Origin of the sequence: Flavobacterium taihuense (assembly GCF_019351435.1) — a bacterium.
GTDB classification, from domain to species: Bacteria; Bacteroidota; Bacteroidia; order Flavobacteriales; family Flavobacteriaceae; genus Flavobacterium; species Flavobacterium taihuense.
Genome location: NZ_JAHWYN010000002.1, coordinates 1 through 19,352, shown reverse-complemented (window position 1 = coordinate 19,352; position 19,352 = coordinate 1). Strand labels below are relative to the sequence as shown.

Below are 19,352 nucleotides of genomic sequence, written 5' to 3'. Positions count from 1 at the left end.
ACGATTCACCATGAAAAAATCAAATTCCATTGTAAGAGTAGCATGCTATTTAGTACTTGTACTAACTGTGGCAGTCTCGTTGGGCAGTTGCTCCAAAGGGGATGATCCTACACAGGAGCCAACGCCGACACCAACACCTACACCAACACCTACACCAGTTGCTTTTCCTGGGCCTACTTATGCTGATAACTACTCCTCAATTTCGTCTTGGGGCAGTAACTCAAAATGGAATTTGGCCAACGTACACGATCCGTCAGTAGCAAAATGTGGTGATTATTATTATATGTATCAAACCGATGCTTCGTACGGAAATGCGACGGATGGACACGGACATTTTTTCTACAGACGTTCCAAAGACCTTATTAACTGGGAATTTATGGGTTCTTCAATGACAACGGCACCAGCATGGGTAAAAGATTCTTTGAACAACAAAAGAGCCAGAATGAACCCTATATTACCTGCTATTACAAGTCCAAATTATGGCTATTGGGCACCATGTGTTCGAAAAGTAGGCAACAAATACCGTATGTATTATAGCATTGTGGTTGACAACCCGATAATTGGAACTAGCTTTGATAACTCTTGGTCAGAAAGAGCCTTTATTGGTTTGGCCGAAACCGATGATTTAGCATCCAATGTTTGGGTAGACAAAGGAATGGTAGTTTGTTCAGAACCTGATGGGCTAAAGCCGTATTCCTTTACAGGTACTCGAAATTGGGAAGATGCTTATTTCAAATTCAATGCTATTGACCCGAGTTTTATAGAAACACCTTCTGGAGAGCAGTATTTAATTTATGGTTCTTGGCATTCAGGAATTGCCGCTATTAAACTAAATCCAACTACAGGAAAGCCAGATCAATTGAAAACATTAAGCGATTATGGAACCCGCATTGCTACACGTAGTGCGACCGGTCGTTGGCAAGCGTCAGAAGGTCCAGAGATTATTTACAACGATGTTACTGGTTATTACTATTTATTTTTAGCCTATGATGGTTTGGATGTTCCCTACAACACTAGAGTTTGTCGCTCCAAAGATATTATGGGACCTTACGTTGGAATTAATGGAGCCAATGTTACGGCTGGAGCCGATTGCTGGCCGATGCTGACACATCCTTACGGTTTCAATAATCATACGGGCTGGGTTGGAATTTCGCATTGTGCCGTTTTCCAAAACCCAGATACAAAACAATGGTATTATGCTTCACAAGCACGTTTACCCGAAGGTGTTGCAGGAATCAATGTTTCCAATGCTATAATGATGGGACATGTTCGCGAAATCCAATGGACGGAAGATGGATGGCCAGTAATTGCTCCCGAACGTTATGCTGGCGTTCCCGTTACTACCATTACCGAGGCTTCTTTTATTGGAACATGGGAACAAATTACCATAAATTACCAATACAAAGTCATTCAAAAATCGTCAACTATCTATTTGACCGCCGACAAAAAAGTAAGTGGCGGTGCAACCGGGACTTGGTCGTATGACAGCACCAACAAAACATTGACCGTAAACGGAGTAAAATGCAAAGTAAGCGATGCTTGGGATTGGGAAAGTGCCACTCGCAAAGTAACACTAACCTATTCTGGACTTACAGGAGCCGGCGTACCAGTGTGGGGCAAAAAAATAAATTAATCTTTTAGACAATCAAAACCCTTTTTTAATGTTTAAAAAAGGGTTTTGATTTTAAGCAAATTTCAATTTAAAGAAAATGAAAAACACCATCATAACGGTATCGCTTTTGGCACTTGTTTCGTCTTCCAAAACAATGGCTCAGGATGCTGTTTCGGCTTCAGCCAAAGGCAAAAAACCGAATCCAACAACACTAATCAACAACCCGATCATCAAAGACAAATACACTGGTGATCCAGCCGCTTTGGTTTACAAAGACAAAGTCTATCTCTATGCTGGGCATGATGAAGCGCCAAATGATTTTAATTTTTATAAAATGAACGAATGGTTGGTCTATTCCACCTCGGATATGGTGCATTGGCAAGAGCATCCAGTTCCGTTGAAAGTGACTGACTTTGCTTGGGCAAAAGCCGATGCTTGGGCAGCACAAGTTATTGAGCGTAATGGAAAATTTTACTGGTATATTACTGTTGAACACGAAACTATTAATGGAAAAGCCATTGGTGTTGCGGTTTCAGACAGTCCAACGGGACCTTTCAAAGATGCACTCGGAAAAGCACTTGTTACAAATGACATGACAACCCAAACCAATATTAGCTGGGACGATATTGATCCAACGGTACTAATAAATGATGATGGACAGGCTTATTTATTTTGGGGTAATACGGTTTGCCACTATGCCAAATTAAAAGCCAACATGACAGAACTCGATGGTCCAATTCAAACTATCACTTTACCCAATTACACCGAAGCACCTTGGATACACAAACACAATAATTGGTATTACTTATCGTATGCCTATCAGTTTCCTGAGAAAATTGCCTATGCCATGAGTAAATCCATCAACGGGCCTTGGGAATACAAAGGCATTTTGAACGAACTCGCAGGAAATTCCAACACCAATCATCAGGCGATTATTGATTTCAAGGGAAAATCGTATTTCATATACCACAATGGCGCAACCCAACCCAATGGTGGCAGTTTTAGAAGATCGGTTTGTGTAGATCGCTTGTATTACAATAAGGACGGCAGCATGAAAAGAGTGATTATGACAACGGAGGGGATAACTAAGTAGGCAGATTTCAGTAGGCCGTCACAGAATCGGAATTACATTAACTGTATTAATAAAAAAAGCCAAACTCACATTTTCTTAAATGACTTATATGGTTTAAAACAAATAAACATGAAATTACACAAACAAATACAACTGCTGTTTTCCCTCTTACTTGTACTATTGGGGACAACCTCATTTGCTCAAGACATTACCGTTCATGACCCCGTAATGATCAAGCAAAAAGACACTTATTATTTATACTGTACCGGAAAAGGCATCAGTGCATTCAGTTCGAAAGATTTAAAAAATTGGAATCCGGAACCTCAAATATTCAAAGAAAAACCAGTTTGGGTGGATGTAGTTGTTCCCAATTTTGACAATCACATTTGGGCACCGGACATTTCTTTTCACAACAACACCTACTATCTGTATTATTCCGTTTCCGCTTTCGCAAAAAATACTTCGGCGATTGGGGTGACAAACAATACTACTTTGGATCCAAAAGACCCTGCTTACAAATGGGTCGATCAGGGAATTGTTATCCAATCTATTCCCAACCGAGACCTTTGGAATGCCATCGATCCGAATTTGACATTCGACGAAAACAATACGCCTTGGTTGGCTTTCGGTTCTTTTTGGGAAGGTTTGAAAATGGTAAAACTGAATCCTGATTTAAAATCTATCGCACAACCACAGGAATGGCATACGATTGCCAAACGCAAAAGAACATTCGAACTAGCCGATGCCGATCCAGGAGATGGCGCACTCGAAGCTCCTTTTGTATTTAAGAAAAATGACTATTACTACTTATTTCTGTCATGGGATCTATGTTGCCGAGGAGAAAAAAGTACCTACAAAGTAGTCGTTGGAAGATCCAAAACAATTACTGGCCCTTACGTTGACAAAGACGGAAAATTATTAACCGAAGGTGGCGGAACCTTATTAATTCAAGGAGACAAAAACTGGTTCGGAGCTGGACACAACAGCACCTACACTTTTGATGGTAAAGATTATATTGTTTTTCACGCTTATGATGCCAAACAAAACGGAAGGCCAATACTACAAGTAAAACAATTACAATGGGATGCTAATTTATGGCCAATACTTTGAGGAAGATACTAAGTGGCTATCCCGATAGCTATCGGGACTAAGTCAAAAAAAATTATTCTCATGTTAAAATTATCTACATAGTCTAAGAAATTTAGCGTTTTAAATTCTTGGTGCATTTAAAATTATTTTAAAATGTATTTTATACACTTATTTTATTTATCTTGCACATTGCTAATAAAAACCGTTTATGAAAATTTTTAATCTAAAAACCAACGCATTGCTTCTGATTGCTTCATTTTCACTTTCAAGCACAATGAATGCTCAGAATACAGCAACCAAAAATGCAGAATATCCCATTACACCCGTTAACATTAAAAATGTAAAACTAACAGATGCCTTTTGGTTACCCATCATCAAAAAGGTTCAGGAAAAAACCATAGAATACGCCATTCATAAATGTGAAGAAGAAGGACGTCTGGACAATTTCCTGATTGCAGGCGGTAAAATGAAAGGCGAAGTAAAAGGACAAATGCCTTTTGACGATACTGATGTATACAAAATTATAGAAGGCGCTTCGAATACCTTGATAAGTGAACCCAACCCAGAACTGGAAAAGTTATTGGACTCCCTCATTGGCATTATCAAAATTGGTCAGGAAAAAGACGGTTATTTAACCACTTGGAGAACCATAAATCCAGCCAAACCACCAGCACCGTGGGTACCTGTTATTGAAGGAAAGCGTTGGAAATCCCTCCAAATCAGCCATGAACTGTACAACCCTGGCCATATGATAGAAGCTGCAGTAGTACATTATGAAGCAACCGGAAAAAGGAACTTCTTGGACATCGCCATCAAAACTGCCGATATGTTAGTGCGTACATTTGGAAATAATCCAGATCAGATTCACGGCGTTCCAGGTCATCAAATTGTAGAAACTGGTTTGGTAAATCTCTATCGAATTACCAACAACAAATCCTATTTGAATTTGGCCAAATACTTTCTGGACAACAGAGGAAATCCAAAAAACCATAAATTATACGGTGCTTATGCACAAGACGACATTCCAGTTATCCAACAAAAAGAAGCGGTTGGCCATGCCGTGAGAGCCGTTTACATGTATGCAGGAATGACTGATATTGCCGCAATATACAACGATCAAAACTATCTGAATGCGGTGAATGATTTATGGACAAACATGGTCAACAAAAAAATGTACATCACGGGCGGTATTGGCGCCATACATGACGGAGAAGCCTTTGGAAAAAACTATGAATTACCCAACCTAACAGCTTACAACGAAACTTGCGCCGCCATTGGCGACGTATATTGGAACCATCGATTGCACAACATGACCGGAAATTCAGATTATTTTGATGTAATTGAACGCTCTTTATACAACGGTTTAATCTCCGGAATTTCATTAGACGGAAAACAATTTTTCTATCCAAATGCACTTGAATCAGATGGAATACACAAAAACAACAGAGGTTCTTGCACCCGTCAATCGTGGTTTGATTGTTCCTGTTGCCCAACCAATTTGATTCGTTTTATTCCTTCAATTCCGGGATTGATTTATTCTACTAGCAAAAACGTTCTTTATGTGAATTTATACGCTTCGAATACTGCAAAAATCACATTGGACAAAACCGAATTAGAAATCACACAACAAACCAATTATCCATGGGATGGTACAGTGACATTAACTGTTTCTCCAAAAAAAGAAAATGAATTTACTATCAAATTAAGAATTCCGAGTTGGGCCAGAAACCAAGTTTTGCCGGGAGATTTATACAGTTATAAATCAGCTTCGGCAATTGTGACCTCAGTAACTGTTAACGGCATTCCTTTCATTTACAAAAGCAATGACGGATACATTAGCATTACTCGAAAATGGAAAAAAGGTGATATCCTAAACCTAAATTTCCCAATGGAAGTAAAAGAAGTCGTAACCAACACCAAAGTAGAAGGCAACATCGGGAAAGTAGCATTAGAATACGGCCCAATTGTGTATGCTATTGAGGAAATAGACAATCCAACCAACTTTGACAAAATCACTATCGATGCTAATGACACTTTCAAAGTTGTCAAAGAAAATAACCTTTTGGAAGGCGTAAATACTATCCAAACTGATAAATTAAAAGCCATCCCATATTATTCCTGGTCGAATAGAGGCATTGGAAAAATGAAAGTTTGGATTGATTTAAAAAAATAAATTAAGATGCTAAGATTCTAAATTACTGAGAGTCTAGTTTTTGAACTAAATAAAAAAATAAAAGGAAACATGAAACCGAATTTAATCACCAAAATAACCCTTTGCGGCCTTTTGCTAAATGGAATATATTCCCAAGCGCAAACAACTCTTGAAGTCAATACCACTAAAACCATTACCAAAATTCAGCCAACAATGTATGGTATCTTTTTTGAAGACATCAATTTTGCTGCCGATGGTGGTTTGTATGCCGAAATGGTAAAAAACCGTTCATTCGAATTTGACGATCCTTTGATGGGTTGGAAACAGCCAAAAAGTGACAAACATAATTACAATACCGAATCTGGAATCGCAGTTCCTGTTCAATTTTCGAAAAAAGGAACCAATCATAATTATTGCCGAATTACGGTAAAAGATGCTAAAGGCTATGAAATCATCAATGAAGGTTTCAGAGGAATGGGAATTAAAAGCGGAGCAAAATACAATTTGACTCTAAAAGCATCCAAAGAAGCTGGAAACATTTCGAAGATCATTATTCAATTCATTGGAAAAGATGATAAAATTTTAGGCGAAACGAGTGTTGTTCCTACAACTTCGGAATGGAAAGAATATACCGCACAGCTTATTCCAACAGCTACTGAAGCGAAAGCAAAATTGCGTTTTACTTTTGAAGGAACTGGAACTATCGATTTGGACATGATTTCTTTATTCCCAGAAGACACTTGGAATAACAGAAAAAATGGTCTTCGCAAAGATTTAGTTCAACTACTTTATGACATGAAACCAGGTTTCTTGCGTTTCCCAGGCGGTTGTATAGTTGAGGGAAGAACTCTTGTAGAACGTTACCAATGGAAGAAAACTGTTGGACAAGTTGACAATAGAGAAATCTTAGTTAACCGTTGGAATACTGAATTTGCACACAAACCAGCACCTGATTATTTTCAATCTTTCGGACTGGGATTTTTTGAATATTTCCAATTATCCGAAGATATTGGAGCTTCTCCCCTGCCAATTTTAAGCTGTGGTATGGCCTGTCAGTTCAATACTGGAGAATTAGTACCTATGGATCAACTGGATCCTTATGTGCAGGACGCGATTGATTTAATTGAATTTGCCAATGGTGGAATTGATACTCCATGGGGAAAAGTACGTGCCGATATGGGTCACCCAAAACCATTTAACCTGAAATTTATTGGAGTAGGAAACGAACAATGGGGAACAGATTATATCGAGCGTTATAAAGTATTCGAAAAAGCAATCAAATCGAAACACCCGGAAATCACGATTGTTTCAGGCAGCGGACCATTTCCGGAAGGAGATTATTTTGAGTATGCACAATCGGAACTTAAAAAATTGAATGCCGAAATCATAGATGAGCATTATTATAAAGATCCAAAATGGTTTAGAGAAAACGCAACTCGTTACGATAATTACGATCGTAAAGGACCAAAAATTTTCGCTGGAGAATATGCAGCACAAACAGTAGCCATTGCAAGTCCTGACAACAAAAACAGTTGGGAATGTGCTTTTTCTGAAGCCGCTTTTATGACTGGAATGGAACGTAACGCTGAAGTAGTTCATCTTACTTCGTATGCTCCTTTATTTGCTCACGAAGAAGGTTGGCAATGGACACCGGATATGATTTGGTTCAATAATTTAGAATCCTTTGGTACACCAAATTATTATGTGCAAAAATTATTTGCCAACAATAAAGGAACCGATTTATTATCGATAACCAAAGATGGAAAAGCAGTTACTGGCCAAAACGATTTGTTCGCATCGGCGGTGAAAGATGCTACTACCAAAGAAGTTATTGTGAAAGTGGTCAACACTTCTGCGAAAGCGCAAGACATTACAATTGATTTAAAAGGAAGCAAATTTCAACCAAAAGGAACAGCTATTACACTGAAGAGCCCAAAACTGGAAGACGAAAATTCATTTGCTTCGCCTAAAAAAATAAGTCCAACAGAAAGCGAATATATCTTGAAAAGCGAGAAAGCATCATTGAACCTTCCTGCCTATTCTGTGACTGTTTTGAAGTTAAAAATGAAATAAAAATATCGAAATAAATGTTTAAATAACATTTATTTTATTCGTTATTACGCAAACCCTTGTAAAACTGAGGTTTGAAGAGGATTACAATGCAAAATATATTAAGTGTTTTTTATACACTTATTAAATAATTATCTATATATTTGTACATCTTAAAAAAGATTTGTGATGAAAAATTATGTAATAGGATTAGATTATGGCTCAGATTCTGTTCGTGCAGTATTGATAGACACTGAAAATGGACAGGAGTTAGCGTCAAGCGTTTGTGACTACAAGCGCTGGAAAAATAAAGAATATTGTAATGCGGCTATAAATCAGTTTCGCCAACATCCTTTGGATCATATCGAAGGGTTGGAAACTACCATAAAATATGTAGTCGAAAATAGTAAAGTAGACCCTTCGCTTATTCGAAGCATTTGCATCGACACTACAGGATCGTCACCAGTACCGGTTGCCGAAGATGGAACTCCATTGGCACTGACCAAAGGTTTTGAACATAATCCCAATGCCATGATGGTTTTATGGAAAGATCACACAGCTATAAATGAAGCCAACGAAATCAATGAATTGGCGGCCAACTGGGGAGGAGAAAATTTCACTAAATATGAAGGGGGAATTTATTCATCTGAATGGTTTTGGGCCAAAATTCTTCACGTTGCCAGACAAGACGAAGCTGTAAAAAAAGCAGCCTATACATGGATGGAACATTGCGATTTGATGACCTATTTGTTAATTGACAATAAAGACTTAAAATCGTTTAAAAGAAGCCGTTGCGCCGCGGGTCACAAAGCGATGTGGCACGAAGACTGGAACGGGTTGCCTCCAGAGGAATTTTTAGAAAAATTAGATCCGTATTTGGCTTCGCTACGCGGAAGATTATACGATGAAACTTATACTTCTGATTTGGTTGCAGGTCATTTAAACCAAGAATGGGCTACCAGATTGGGGCTTTCAACAAACACTGTTATTGCAGTAGGAACTTTCGATGCACATTCAGGAGCTGTGGGAGCCAAAATAGACGAACACACTTTGGTTCGCGTTATGGGAACCTCAACTTGTGATATTATTGTGGATACCAAAGAATCCATTGGAACAAAAACAGTTCGCGGAATCTGCGGTCAAGTAGATGGCTCTGTAATTCCAGGCTATATCGGATTAGAAGCGGGACAATCTGCTTTTGGCGATTTGTTAGCTTGGTACAAAGAATTATTATTATGGCCAACCGAAAATTTATTGGCCACCTCTACCCTTTTGACAGACGAACAAAAAGAACAATTGAAAGCAGAAATCAGCGACAATTTGATCATACAATTAACTTCAGAAGCAGAAAGAATTCCTTTATCAGAAAGTGTTCCAGTAGCATTGGACTGGATTAATGGGCGACGAACTCCAGATGCGAATCAAGAACTTAAAAGTGCCATTGCAAATCTATCTTTAGGAACAAAAGCACCGCACGTATTCAAATCATTGGTAAATGCCATTTGTTTTGGTTCTAAAAAAATTGTAGATCGCTTTGAAGAAGAAGGCGTTCGCATTGACACCGTAATCGGTATTGGTGGTGTGGCTCGTAAATCGCCATTCATCATGCAAACATTAGCTAATGTATTGAACAAACCCATCAAAGTAGCTTTGTCAGATCAGGCACCTGCATTGGGAGCCGCAATTTATGCTGCCGTTGCTGCTGGAATTTATCCAAATGTAATTGAAGCGGCTCAAAAAATGGGAAGCCCTTTTGAAAGTGAATATGCTCCGCAACTCGACAAAGTAGCCGCTTACAACAAATTGCTTTTGGCGTACGATCAATTAAGTGCTTTCGCCGATCCATCCATCAAAAAACAACAACATGAGCTCTATATATAAAGATTTAAAGCAAGAATGCTACGAAGCGAATATGCAGTTGAATGCATTGAATTTGGTAGTTTACACTTTTGGAAACGTCAGTGCCGTTGATCGCAAAAATGGAGTTTTTGCCATTAAACCGAGCGGAGTTCCTTATGAAGATCTAAAACCGGAAGACATTGTTATTGTCGATTTTGACAACAACATTATCGAAGGCGATATGCGTCCTTCTTCGGATACCAAAACACATGCTTATTTATATAAAAACTGGCCAAACATTGGTGGTGTGGCACATACTCACGCGACCTATTCAGTGGCTTGGGCACAATCACAACAAGACATTCCAATTTTTGGAACCACTCATGCCGATCACTTAACGTCTGACATCCCCTGTGCAGCCCCAATGGCCGATTCACTTATCGAAGGAAACTACGAACACAACACCGGAATTCAGATTTTGGATTGTTTCAAAGAAAAAAAACTTTCCTACGAAGAAGTCGAAATGGTATTGATAGGCAATCACGGGCCATTTACCTGGGGCAAAAACGCAGCCAAAGCAGTTTACAACAGTAAAGTACTTGAAGTTGTAGCCGAAATGGCCTATCTGACTTTACAAATTAACCCTAATGCACCTAGATTGAAAGATTCTTTAATCAAAAAGCATTACGAACGCAAACATGGAAAAGATTCGTATTACGGGCAATAATTTTAGTTTAAGGTTTCTTTAGTTTAAAGTTGTTTAAACTAAAACGAAACTTTAAACAATTTTAAACTTTAAACAATTTTAAAAAAATATTATAATGATAGATATATCTCAAAAAGAAATTTGGTTTGTAGTAGGAAGCCAAGAATTATACGGTGAAGAAACGCTAAGAAAAGTAGCCGAACATTCGCAAATAATAGCGAAAGGATTGGATGCCTCTTGGAAATTACCAGTGAAATTGGTATACAAAGATGTGGTAAAATCTCCAGCGCAAATAATGAATGTATGTTTGGAAGCAAATTCCAATAAAAACTGTATTGGAATCGTGGCTTGGATGCACACGTTCTCGCCAGCGAAAATGTGGATTGGCGGTTTAAGTATTTTGAACAAACCATTGTGCCATTTGCACACACAATTCAATGCTGAAATTCCTTGGGCTTCAATCGACATGGATTTCATGAACTTGAACCAATCAGCTCATGGCGACAGAGAATTTGGTTTTATCATGTCCAGAATGCGTAAAAAACGCAAAGTGATTGTAGGACACTGGGAAGACGAACGCGTTCAAACCAAAATAGGAAACTGGACAAGAGTGGCTCTAGGATGGAATGAACTTCAAAATCTAAAAGTAGCTCGTATTGGTGATAATATGCGAGAAGTTGCCGTTACCGAAGGAGACAAAGTAGAAGCACAAATTCGTTTTGGAGTTTCTGTAAACGGATATGATTCATCGGATGTGACTAAACATATCGAGAAAGTAACCGACAAACAACTGGCTGATTTATTGGCAATTTACGAAGCTTCTTATAACTTAACTCCATCTCTTTTAGAAGGCGGAGCACAAAGACAATCTTTGGCGGATGCGGCAAAAATCGAATTGGGATTGAGAGCTTTCTTAGAAGAAGGAGGTTTTGGAGCATTTACAGACACTTTTGAAAACTTAGGCGCTTGGAAACAACTGCCTGGAATTGCAACACAGCGCTTAATGGCCGATGGTTACGGTTTTGGTGGTGAAGGGGATTGGAAAACGGCCGCAATGGTTAGAGCATTGAAAGTAATGAATGTGGGACTTGAAGGAGGAACTTCATTCATGGAAGATTATACGTACCACTTCACACCTCAAAAATCATACGTTTTGGGATCGCACATGCTTGAAATTTGTCCATCTATAGCTGATGGAAAACCATCATGCGAAGTACATCCATTAGGAATTGGCGGTAAAGAAGATCCTGCTCGTTTGGTGTTTAACTCCCCTGCTGGCGATGCCATTAACGTATCTCTTGTGGATATGGGAACTCGTTTTAGATTAATCGTAAACGAAGTTACTGCGGTAAAACCAATGGCTGAATTGCCAAAACTTCCGGTGGCGCGTGTATTGTGGGATTGCAAACCAAATCTTGATGTAGCCGCTACTGCGTGGATCCTTGCTGGCGGTGCACACCATACAGTTTACAGCCAAGCGGTGACTACTGAATTTATGGAAGATTTTGCCGATATCGCTGGTATAGAATTATTAGTAATCGATGCAGATACGACCATCCGCAATTTCAAAGATACTATCAATGCTAATGAAGCTTATTTTCATTTGTTTCAGCATGGTTTGTAATAACTAAAAGCTGGCTTGTTTTGTAAAAGCTCTGATGTAGTTTTTTCGAGTAGTCTATGTCATTTCGACGAAGGAGAAATCACACTTGTGACTCACGTAATGTGATTCCTCGTGCCTCGGAATGACAAACTGTGAGGATTTATAAGAATCCGATACTCAAAGAGACAACCTTGACACTAGATCCTTTAACTAAATATGTTGATATTGCTTCGCTTGAGTGATGGCAGTGGAGTTCTTTTTTATTTATCAATTGCCTCGGGTTTAAACCCGAGGCAATTGATAAATAAAAAAAGCGGGGACGTACAGCACGACCCTTAGTTTTTACGAAGGGACACGCCCAAAAAATAATTTTGTTTATAGAATTAAAAAAATAAAAATATATGAATCTAGTAAAACGTTGTATTTATGGAATTTCCATTTTAAGTTTAGCAAGTATGAATGTACAGTGTAAAGGAGAGAAAAAAGCAGAGGCAGGAGAAGAAACTGCCATAGAAGCTAACGCTACAGATTCAGTATCTATAGCAAAATCGGTATATGGAAAAACCGACAAAGGGGTGCAAATAGACCAATACACGCTGAAAAACCACAAAGGCATGGAAGTAAATATCATTACTTATGGCGGTATTATTTCTTCTTTGAAAGTGCCAAACAAAGCGGGTAAATCCGAAGAGGTGGTGATTGGTTTTAATTCATTGGAACAATACCAAAAAGCCAATCCTTATTTTGGCGCCCTTATCGGAAGATACGGAAACCGTATTGCGAAAGGTAAATTTACTTTAGACGGAAAACAATATTCATTGGCTATCAACAACGAGCCAAATGCTTTGCACGGAGGACCGGAAGGTTTCCACAGAGTGGTTTGGACTGCCGAGGAAGCTAAAGGCGGAGACTCAGCTTCTCTAAAATTGAAGTATGTAGCCAAAGACATGGAAGAAGGTTATCCTGGAAACTTGACGGTTTATGTTACTTACACTTTGAAAAAAGACAATGCATTGGACGTGTTGTATGAAGCTACTACCGATAAGAAAACGGTGGTGAACTTAACACAGCATTCGTATTTCAATCTGTCATCTGATTTCTCTAAACCAATTTTGGATCACGAAATCACTATTGATGCAGACAAATTGGTTCCTGTAGATGCAACGCTTATCCCAACAGGTCAATTGACGGATGTAACCAATACTCCATTCGATTTTAGAAAACCTAAATTGGTTGGAAAAGAAATCAATACTAACGAAGATCAACTCAAAAAAGGACTAGGTTACGACCACTGCTGGGTGCTGAACAACCAAGGTAAAGGAGATCGTTTAGTAGCTTCAGCTTACCACGCAGGAAGCGGAAGACTATTGGAAGTATATACCGATCAACCGGGAATTCAGTTCTACTCCGGTAACTTCCTAGACGGGACTTTACCAATGAGAAACGGCGGAGCTTATGCCCATAGAACTGGTTTTTGTCTGGAAACACAACATTACCCAGATTCACCCAATCAAAAAGATTTCCCTACGACCGTTTTAAGTCCAGGAGAAAATTATAAAACAAAAACAACTTTTAAATTTTCGGTTAAGTAATTTAAAATACTAGCTATCATATAATTTGGTTATTTGTTGAATATCTAGTTTAGAAGCTGACAAATGTTGGTTTTAAGTTCCTCGGGAGGATATGCTTCCGAGGTTTTTTTTAATAATCAACATTAGAAAAATATATTTTATTAAGTTAAAATTGAAAACTACCGATTTCACAATTTGTTAAAAAAAAGCTCAAACCGTATAAACGATTTGAGCCATTTCATTAATAAGAAATTATTGTTTATCTCTTAATAATTTTTTGTTGGTGTTCTAGTCCATTTTCAAAATGAATCTTAACAAAGTAAATACCATCGCTTAAATTACTTAAATCAATAGTGTTGTTTATTGTTTTTCCAGTTTGAACAATACTTCCGTTCATTCCAAAAATTTGATAATCCAAAGCAGTAGAACTTGAACTGATTTGCAATAAGCTACTCACTGGATTTGGATATAGTGAAACAGTTGTCATTTCAGCTGTAACCTCTTCTTTAAGTCCCAATTTAGCAGTACTAGCTCCCCAAGTATAAGAATATCCATTTGTTTTGTTCAATAAATCAGCTGTTTGATTAGCTGTGCCACTAGAGCCATTATTGAAAATCAAATTAAGGGATGTTGGTCCTGTAATAGTATGCTTATAGAAACCATTAACATCTGCAACCATAGTCACTCCTGGCCAAGTTGTATTCGCCACACTTCCGGCTGGAACTGCATTCCAATAGTGCACTTTTGGCACTACTGTCCATGTAGTTGGTGGTTTGAAATAAACCGTTAAAGTAGGAATGGCAACAAAAGTATAAACCTCTGTTTTTATAGCAGATAATGTTCCAGCGGTGTTTTTTACAAATGCTTTTACAGTAGTATTGGCAGTAATTGAAAGTGTTTTTGTTCCAACAGCTGATGGCGAAGAAACAGTAGGAGTTGTACCGTTTAAAGTATAATAAATCGTCGAAGTATTAACATTAGCAGTTAAAACTACATTTACTGCTGTTCCTGTAGAAAATGTTCCCCCTGCTGACAATATTGTCAAATTAGGTGCAATTATAGGACATCTATTCGCTGGCTCCGCACTCAGCCACGCGGCATCATAATATTTAGTTCCGGCTGTCGCAGTTAAATCAGCAGTTTTTAAAGTACCGTCATTAAAAATTATGTTAGAAGCACTAACTGTAGATGGAAAAGTAAATTTATACCAATCTCCACAATCTTGTGTCATGGCTACTCCTGGCCAAGCCACTACAGGAGTTGTACCTGTGGTTCCCCAATAATAAATTTTAACAGCAGAATTCCAAGTTGTTGGCTTTTTAAAATAAACCGTAAATGTTGTTGGCGTTGTAAAAGTATAGGTCTCTGTTTTTACTGCAGATAAAGTACCAACTGTATTTTTTACAAATGCTTTCAGTGTAGTATTAGTCGTTATTGGAAGTGTCTTTGTTCCAACAGCAGATGCTGAAGATGTAGTAGGAGTTGTTCCATCCAACGTGTAATAAATAGTTGAAGTATTTACATTGGCAGTCAAAACCACACTTACTGTAGCTCCTGTTGTAAAGTTTCCTCCTACTGGTGAAATTGTTAAATCAGGCGCAACAACAGGACATCTATTGGCTGGTTCTCCACTCAACCATGCGCTATCATAATATTTAATTCCAGCAGTTGCTGTTAAATCAGCAGTTTTTAATGTTCCATCGTTAAACAACAAATTACTAGCACTTACTGTAGAAGGAAAAGTATATTTATACCAATCGCCACAATCTTTTGTCATGGCAATTCCTGGCCAAGCCACTACTGGAGCTGTTCCTGTAGGAGTCCAATAATAAACATTAATTGTTGAACCCCATGTTGTTGGTTTTTTAAAATAAACTGTAAATGTTGGAATTGTTGCAAATGTATAAGTCTCTGTATAAACTGTAGAACTTACATTGGCAGTATTTTTTACAAATGCTTTCAAAGTAGTATTGGTAGTAATAGAAAACGTTTTTGTTCCAACAGCAGAAGCTGATGCAGTAGTCGGAGTTGTACCATCCAAAGTATAATATATTGTAGATGCGGCATTATTAGCCGTTAATACTGTACTTACGGTTGTTCCTGTAGCAAATGTGCCCCCGGGCTGAGAAATTGTCAAACTTGGAACATCAACCACAGTTCCTTTATCCCAGATTGCAAAACCAGTTCCTGATAATTTCAAAATCCAACCCGTTCCAGACGGTGACCAATTATCAGAACCCAATTTCATAGCTACTTTATCATCAATAATGGCCGCATACAAATTATTTGTGGCAGCAACTATATTCAAATTTGAAGTACTGCTTAAGCCATTATCTTTTCGTATTTTAATCATTGCATCTATTTCGTTTTTGATACCCCAATTAAAATAATGTGGCCACCAAACCATTGGCGTACCAGGATGTGTCAGTAAATAAGCATATCCTTTTAATACTTGATCTCCAGGAAAAATCCATAAATCTTGCCCATAAGGTTTTGGACCTGTATCATGGTTATCTAACATAGTCACAGCATTTGAAGGCCATACCCCTATTAGTCCTGAAGCTTTACCAGAACCATCTTTTAGGTAACTCAAATTGTTATCCTTAAATGCATTTTGCAAAGCGCTTTTGGTAGCAAAATCAAAAGCAGTAGAAGATGCTGTTGCAGTACCGCCCTTAGTATAATCCATCCATTTTACAATTCGGCTTCTATCTCCCTCTAATAATTCTCCAACAGAAAAATACGGATTGGTTGCATCATTGTATTCTTTGATATATTTTCCATCATATCCATGCACAAAATCATAACGCCAACCATCAAAACCGATATCATTTTTCAACCAATTCATCCATGTTTTGATTCCATCTCGTACCAATGAGTTGGAATGATCTAAATCTCTAGCCGCAGCAAAAGAACCTGATTCTCCCGGAGATTTCAAACCAGCTGCTACAGGGTCATAATCCGGTGCACCTGTTCCCTTTTGTCCAGATGAACTAATATTAGAAGTATTGCAGATAGACCAAGTTTCAGTAGGTGTATTCCAGGATGGTGTAGAAAAATCATACCAACCAAGTGTACCTCCACGATGATTGATTACAATATCCGCAATCACTTTGATATTTTTTGAATGCAAATCAGCTATCAAAGACACTAATTGGGCTTGAGTACCTTGCGCATTATTCAAATCATACCATACAGTAGGAATATAGCCCATACCTCCAGTAGATTTACTGGGTGGTGGAAGCCAAATAGCATCAAAACCAGCGGCTTGCAAAGTAGACGAGTTACTTTTGACAACATCATACCATTTGGTTGTTGACACATCAGTAGTCCAGTGAAAACCCTGGATCATTACCTCTTTCCCAGTTGCTTTTGCTTGTGAAAAAACAATAAAATGGAAAAGAAAAAAGAATAACATCGAAAAATAATGTTTTAATTTCATAAAGTTAATTTTAGTTTAATTTGGGTTAATATTGTATGAAATTAATAATAAAAATCATAATTTTTTAAATATTTAATTTTAATTCATCGCTATTTTTACACTAATGAACACTCAAACGTTGTAGTAACTACTATTGTTAACAAATAGTTAAATCAACAAACAATAGAATGAATATCAATTACTTAAAAAAAACAAATAGTAAGACTCATTTAAAACAAAAAAGGACCAAAACTTATCACAGTTTTGATCCTTAATGGATATAAATCTAATCTCTATTTTTCAAAAACTTCTTATAATACTGTCTTTGATCTATTAAAGATTTTTAAAAAAACATTCTTTTTAATAACTGCAAAACTTCTTTAAAAATGACCTCGAAATACAACACAATCACCAATTTTTACAATTTCACAGAACAACAAATTGCATATTGCATTTCCAATCTGAAATCAAAACTGAACATCTAAATTATTATAGAAATTCCTTAATTTCAATATTACCGTATCAAAGAAAAATGCGCCTTAAATGTTTTGTTTTCCGTTTGTTCAGTAAAATCAACTGTAAACCAATAATCGGTAGCAGGCAAAGGCTGTCCAATATAAGTACCATCCCAGCCTTCCCCAGTTGGACTAATTTGTTTTATGAGTTTACCATATCGATCAAAAATATAAATAATTGATTTTGGCTGCCCTTCTAATCCTTCAACATTCCAAGAATCATTCTGTCCATCCCCGTTTGGCGAGAAAAATTTAGGATAACCTATTACAAAAAAGTTTTGAGTTAAATTGGTACATCCATTTTCATCTCCAACTGTTACTGTATGTGGACCAGCTTTTAAATAATCAAACACATTCGAAGATTGAAAAGAACCGCCATCTAATTGATATTCGAAAACAGCATTCCCTCCGGTAACAATAACCTCAACTGTTGCATTATCAGAAAAAGCCATTGTTTGATTAGTTGTAATAGCCAATCCTGGAAAAGAAGCAATCACTTTTGCTGTTTCAGATGTTGCATCACAACCAGTGATATTATTAGTCGCTTGCACCTTATAATCCCCAGATTGAGCAGCTGCAAAAGTGCTAGAAGATGCTCCACTAATAGGTAATGAATTGAAATACCATTGAAAATTATACTTAGACGCATTTAATCCTGAATCCAATATATATGTTTTATAGGCAATTCCAGTCGCTTGTTCAACGCAAATCACACCATCTTCAAGTATTGGTCTTGGAGAGGGATTCACATTTACAATAATATCCAAAGGATTACCAATACATCCATTAAGACTAGGTTTTATTGTATATACTACATTCCCTTGAGAATTCCCTGTAGCTTCTAAAATTTGATTTATTACATTACCCGTACCATCGATTGCACCAGTAACTCCAACCTGAGCAACAGTCCAATCAAAAGTAGTTCCTGCAATAGTTGGAGACAAGGTAATATTAGTACTATACCCACTACAAATTGTTCCTGGAGGTGTTCCCAAAACTTCAGGCAGAGGATTAACCGATATTACAACAGTAATAGGCGTACCCAGACAGCCATTAACTGAAGGTGTTATAACATAATCTACCGTTCCTGGCACAAAACCTGCATTGGAAAGCAGTTGTATTATTTCATTACCACTTCCAGCAGTAGCTCCTGTAACTCCAGTAGCATTAGCAGTCCAAGAAAATGTAGTCCCCATTATTGCGCTAGTTAAATCAATACTTGTTGTTTCACCAGAACATAGTGATTTCTTTGCAGTGTTTTCTATAACATCGGGAACAGGACTTACATTTATTGTTATCATTTTTGGTAATCCCATACAACTTCCAACCATTGGCGTTACATTATATACAACTTGTCCCATGTTACTCCCAGTTGTCATAAGCGTTTGATTAATTACACTTCCACTGCTGGATGTTGCTCCTGTTACATTATTTTGAACTGCATTCCACGAAAATGTAGTCCCTGGAATTGTACTTAGCAATACTATGGCAGTACTATTTCCAGAACAAATTGCCGTTGACCCAGTAAAATCAGCAATCGGCAATGGGTTTATGCTTATTGTAGCATTACCCACCTGGGTTTGTGAACAACTCGTTACCGAATTCAACACACTTACCAAATCATAACTTGCAGTAGACGTTAAATTGCCCGTTGGCAATAAAGCTGTTCCTGCAGCATCCAAAACAATACTTTGATTTACTCCTGAATTTATAGTATACGTTA

At 37.6% G+C, this 19,352-nt stretch carries 11 protein-coding genes; 9 read left to right on the top strand and 2 right to left on the bottom strand.

All coding sequences use genetic code 11. From position 1 onward, the window contains the following. The first annotated feature begins 10 nt into the window (after positions 1 to 10). From KZH69_RS01845 to KZH69_RS01805, 9 genes are all read left to right on the top strand, one after another. Positions 11 to 1,633: an arabinan endo-1,5-alpha-L-arabinosidase gene (locus KZH69_RS01845; RefSeq protein WP_219315761.1), complete on the top strand. Its 1,623-nt coding sequence runs from the start codon at positions 11 to 13 to the stop codon at positions 1,631 to 1,633. A 76-nt stretch (positions 1,634 to 1,709) separates the two neighbouring features. Continuing rightward, positions 1,710 to 2,705, top strand: a complete 996-nt coding sequence (locus tag KZH69_RS01840) for a glycoside hydrolase family 43 protein (protein WP_219315760.1) — start codon at positions 1,710 to 1,712, stop codon at positions 2,703 to 2,705. Between the two features lie 108 nt (positions 2,706 to 2,813). Then, positions 2,814 to 3,794 (top strand): arabinan endo-1,5-alpha-L-arabinosidase, encoded by a 981-nt coding sequence (locus KZH69_RS01835; protein WP_219315759.1) that lies wholly within the window; start codon positions 2,814 to 2,816, stop codon positions 3,792 to 3,794. Between the two features lie 187 nt (positions 3,795 to 3,981). Beyond that, complete coding sequence (locus KZH69_RS01830; RefSeq protein WP_219315758.1) at positions 3,982 to 5,946, top strand: glycoside hydrolase family 127 protein; 1,965 nt, start codon at positions 3,982 to 3,984, stop codon at positions 5,944 to 5,946. A 69-nt stretch (positions 5,947 to 6,015) separates the two neighbouring features. Beyond that, positions 6,016 to 7,998, top strand: coding sequence for an alpha-L-arabinofuranosidase family protein (locus KZH69_RS01825; RefSeq protein WP_219315757.1), 1,983 nt, complete (start codon positions 6,016 to 6,018; stop codon positions 7,996 to 7,998). Positions 7,999 to 8,163: 165 nt separating this feature from the next. Continuing rightward, a complete protein-coding gene (locus KZH69_RS01820; protein WP_219315756.1) occupies positions 8,164 to 9,855 on the top strand; it encodes a ribulokinase in 1,692 nt (563 codons plus the stop codon). Further along, positions 9,839 to 10,540: an L-ribulose-5-phosphate 4-epimerase gene (locus KZH69_RS01815; RefSeq protein WP_219315755.1), complete on the top strand. Its 702-nt coding sequence runs from the start codon at positions 9,839 to 9,841 to the stop codon at positions 10,538 to 10,540. The genes KZH69_RS01820 and KZH69_RS01815 overlap by 17 nt, the downstream gene beginning before the upstream one ends. 94 nt (positions 10,541 to 10,634) lie before the next feature. Then, positions 10,635 to 12,143 (top strand): L-arabinose isomerase, encoded by a 1,509-nt coding sequence (gene araA, locus KZH69_RS01810; protein WP_219315754.1) that lies wholly within the window; start codon positions 10,635 to 10,637, stop codon positions 12,141 to 12,143. A 380-nt stretch (positions 12,144 to 12,523) separates the two neighbouring features. Further along, positions 12,524 to 13,714 carry an aldose epimerase family protein gene (locus tag KZH69_RS01805; RefSeq protein WP_219315753.1) on the top strand — a complete coding sequence of 397 codons (1,191 nt, stop codon included), beginning with the start codon at positions 12,524 to 12,526 and terminating at the stop codon, positions 13,712 to 13,714. Positions 13,715 to 13,952: 238 nt separating this feature from the next. On the opposite strand, the gene KZH69_RS01800 is transcribed toward KZH69_RS01805, so the two are convergent. Together KZH69_RS01800 and KZH69_RS01795 are read right to left on the bottom strand one after the other, a co-directional pair. Next, entirely contained in the window at positions 13,953 to 17,135 is a 3,183-nt protein-coding gene (locus KZH69_RS01800; protein WP_219315752.1) for a starch-binding protein, read from the bottom strand. Between the two features lie 493 nt (positions 17,136 to 17,628). Next, the coding region (locus tag KZH69_RS01795; RefSeq protein WP_219315751.1) for a PKD-like domain-containing protein at positions 17,629 to 19,352 on the bottom strand (1,724 nt) is incomplete at its 5' end.

Coding starts and splice junctions, on each gene's coding strand:
- KZH69_RS01845 (WP_219315761.1), top strand. CDS start 11: ATGAAAAAATCAAATTCCATTGTAAGAGTAGCATGCTATTTAGTACTT.
- KZH69_RS01840 (WP_219315760.1), top strand. CDS start 1,710: ATGAAAAACACCATCATAACGGTATCGCTTTTGGCACTTGTTTCGTCT.
- KZH69_RS01835 (WP_219315759.1), top strand. CDS start 2,814: ATGAAATTACACAAACAAATACAACTGCTGTTTTCCCTCTTACTTGTA.
- KZH69_RS01830 (WP_219315758.1), top strand. CDS start 3,982: ATGAAAATTTTTAATCTAAAAACCAACGCATTGCTTCTGATTGCTTCA.
- KZH69_RS01825 (WP_219315757.1), top strand. CDS start 6,016: ATGAAACCGAATTTAATCACCAAAATAACCCTTTGCGGCCTTTTGCTA.
- KZH69_RS01820 (WP_219315756.1), top strand. CDS start 8,164: ATGAAAAATTATGTAATAGGATTAGATTATGGCTCAGATTCTGTTCGT.
- KZH69_RS01815 (WP_219315755.1), top strand. CDS start 9,839: ATGAGCTCTATATATAAAGATTTAAAGCAAGAATGCTACGAAGCGAAT.
- araA (WP_219315754.1), top strand. CDS start 10,635: ATGATAGATATATCTCAAAAAGAAATTTGGTTTGTAGTAGGAAGCCAA.
- KZH69_RS01805 (WP_219315753.1), top strand. CDS start 12,524: ATGAATCTAGTAAAACGTTGTATTTATGGAATTTCCATTTTAAGTTTA.
- KZH69_RS01800 (WP_219315752.1), bottom strand. CDS start 17,135: ATGAAATTAAAACATTATTTTTCGATGTTATTCTTTTTTCTTTTCCAT.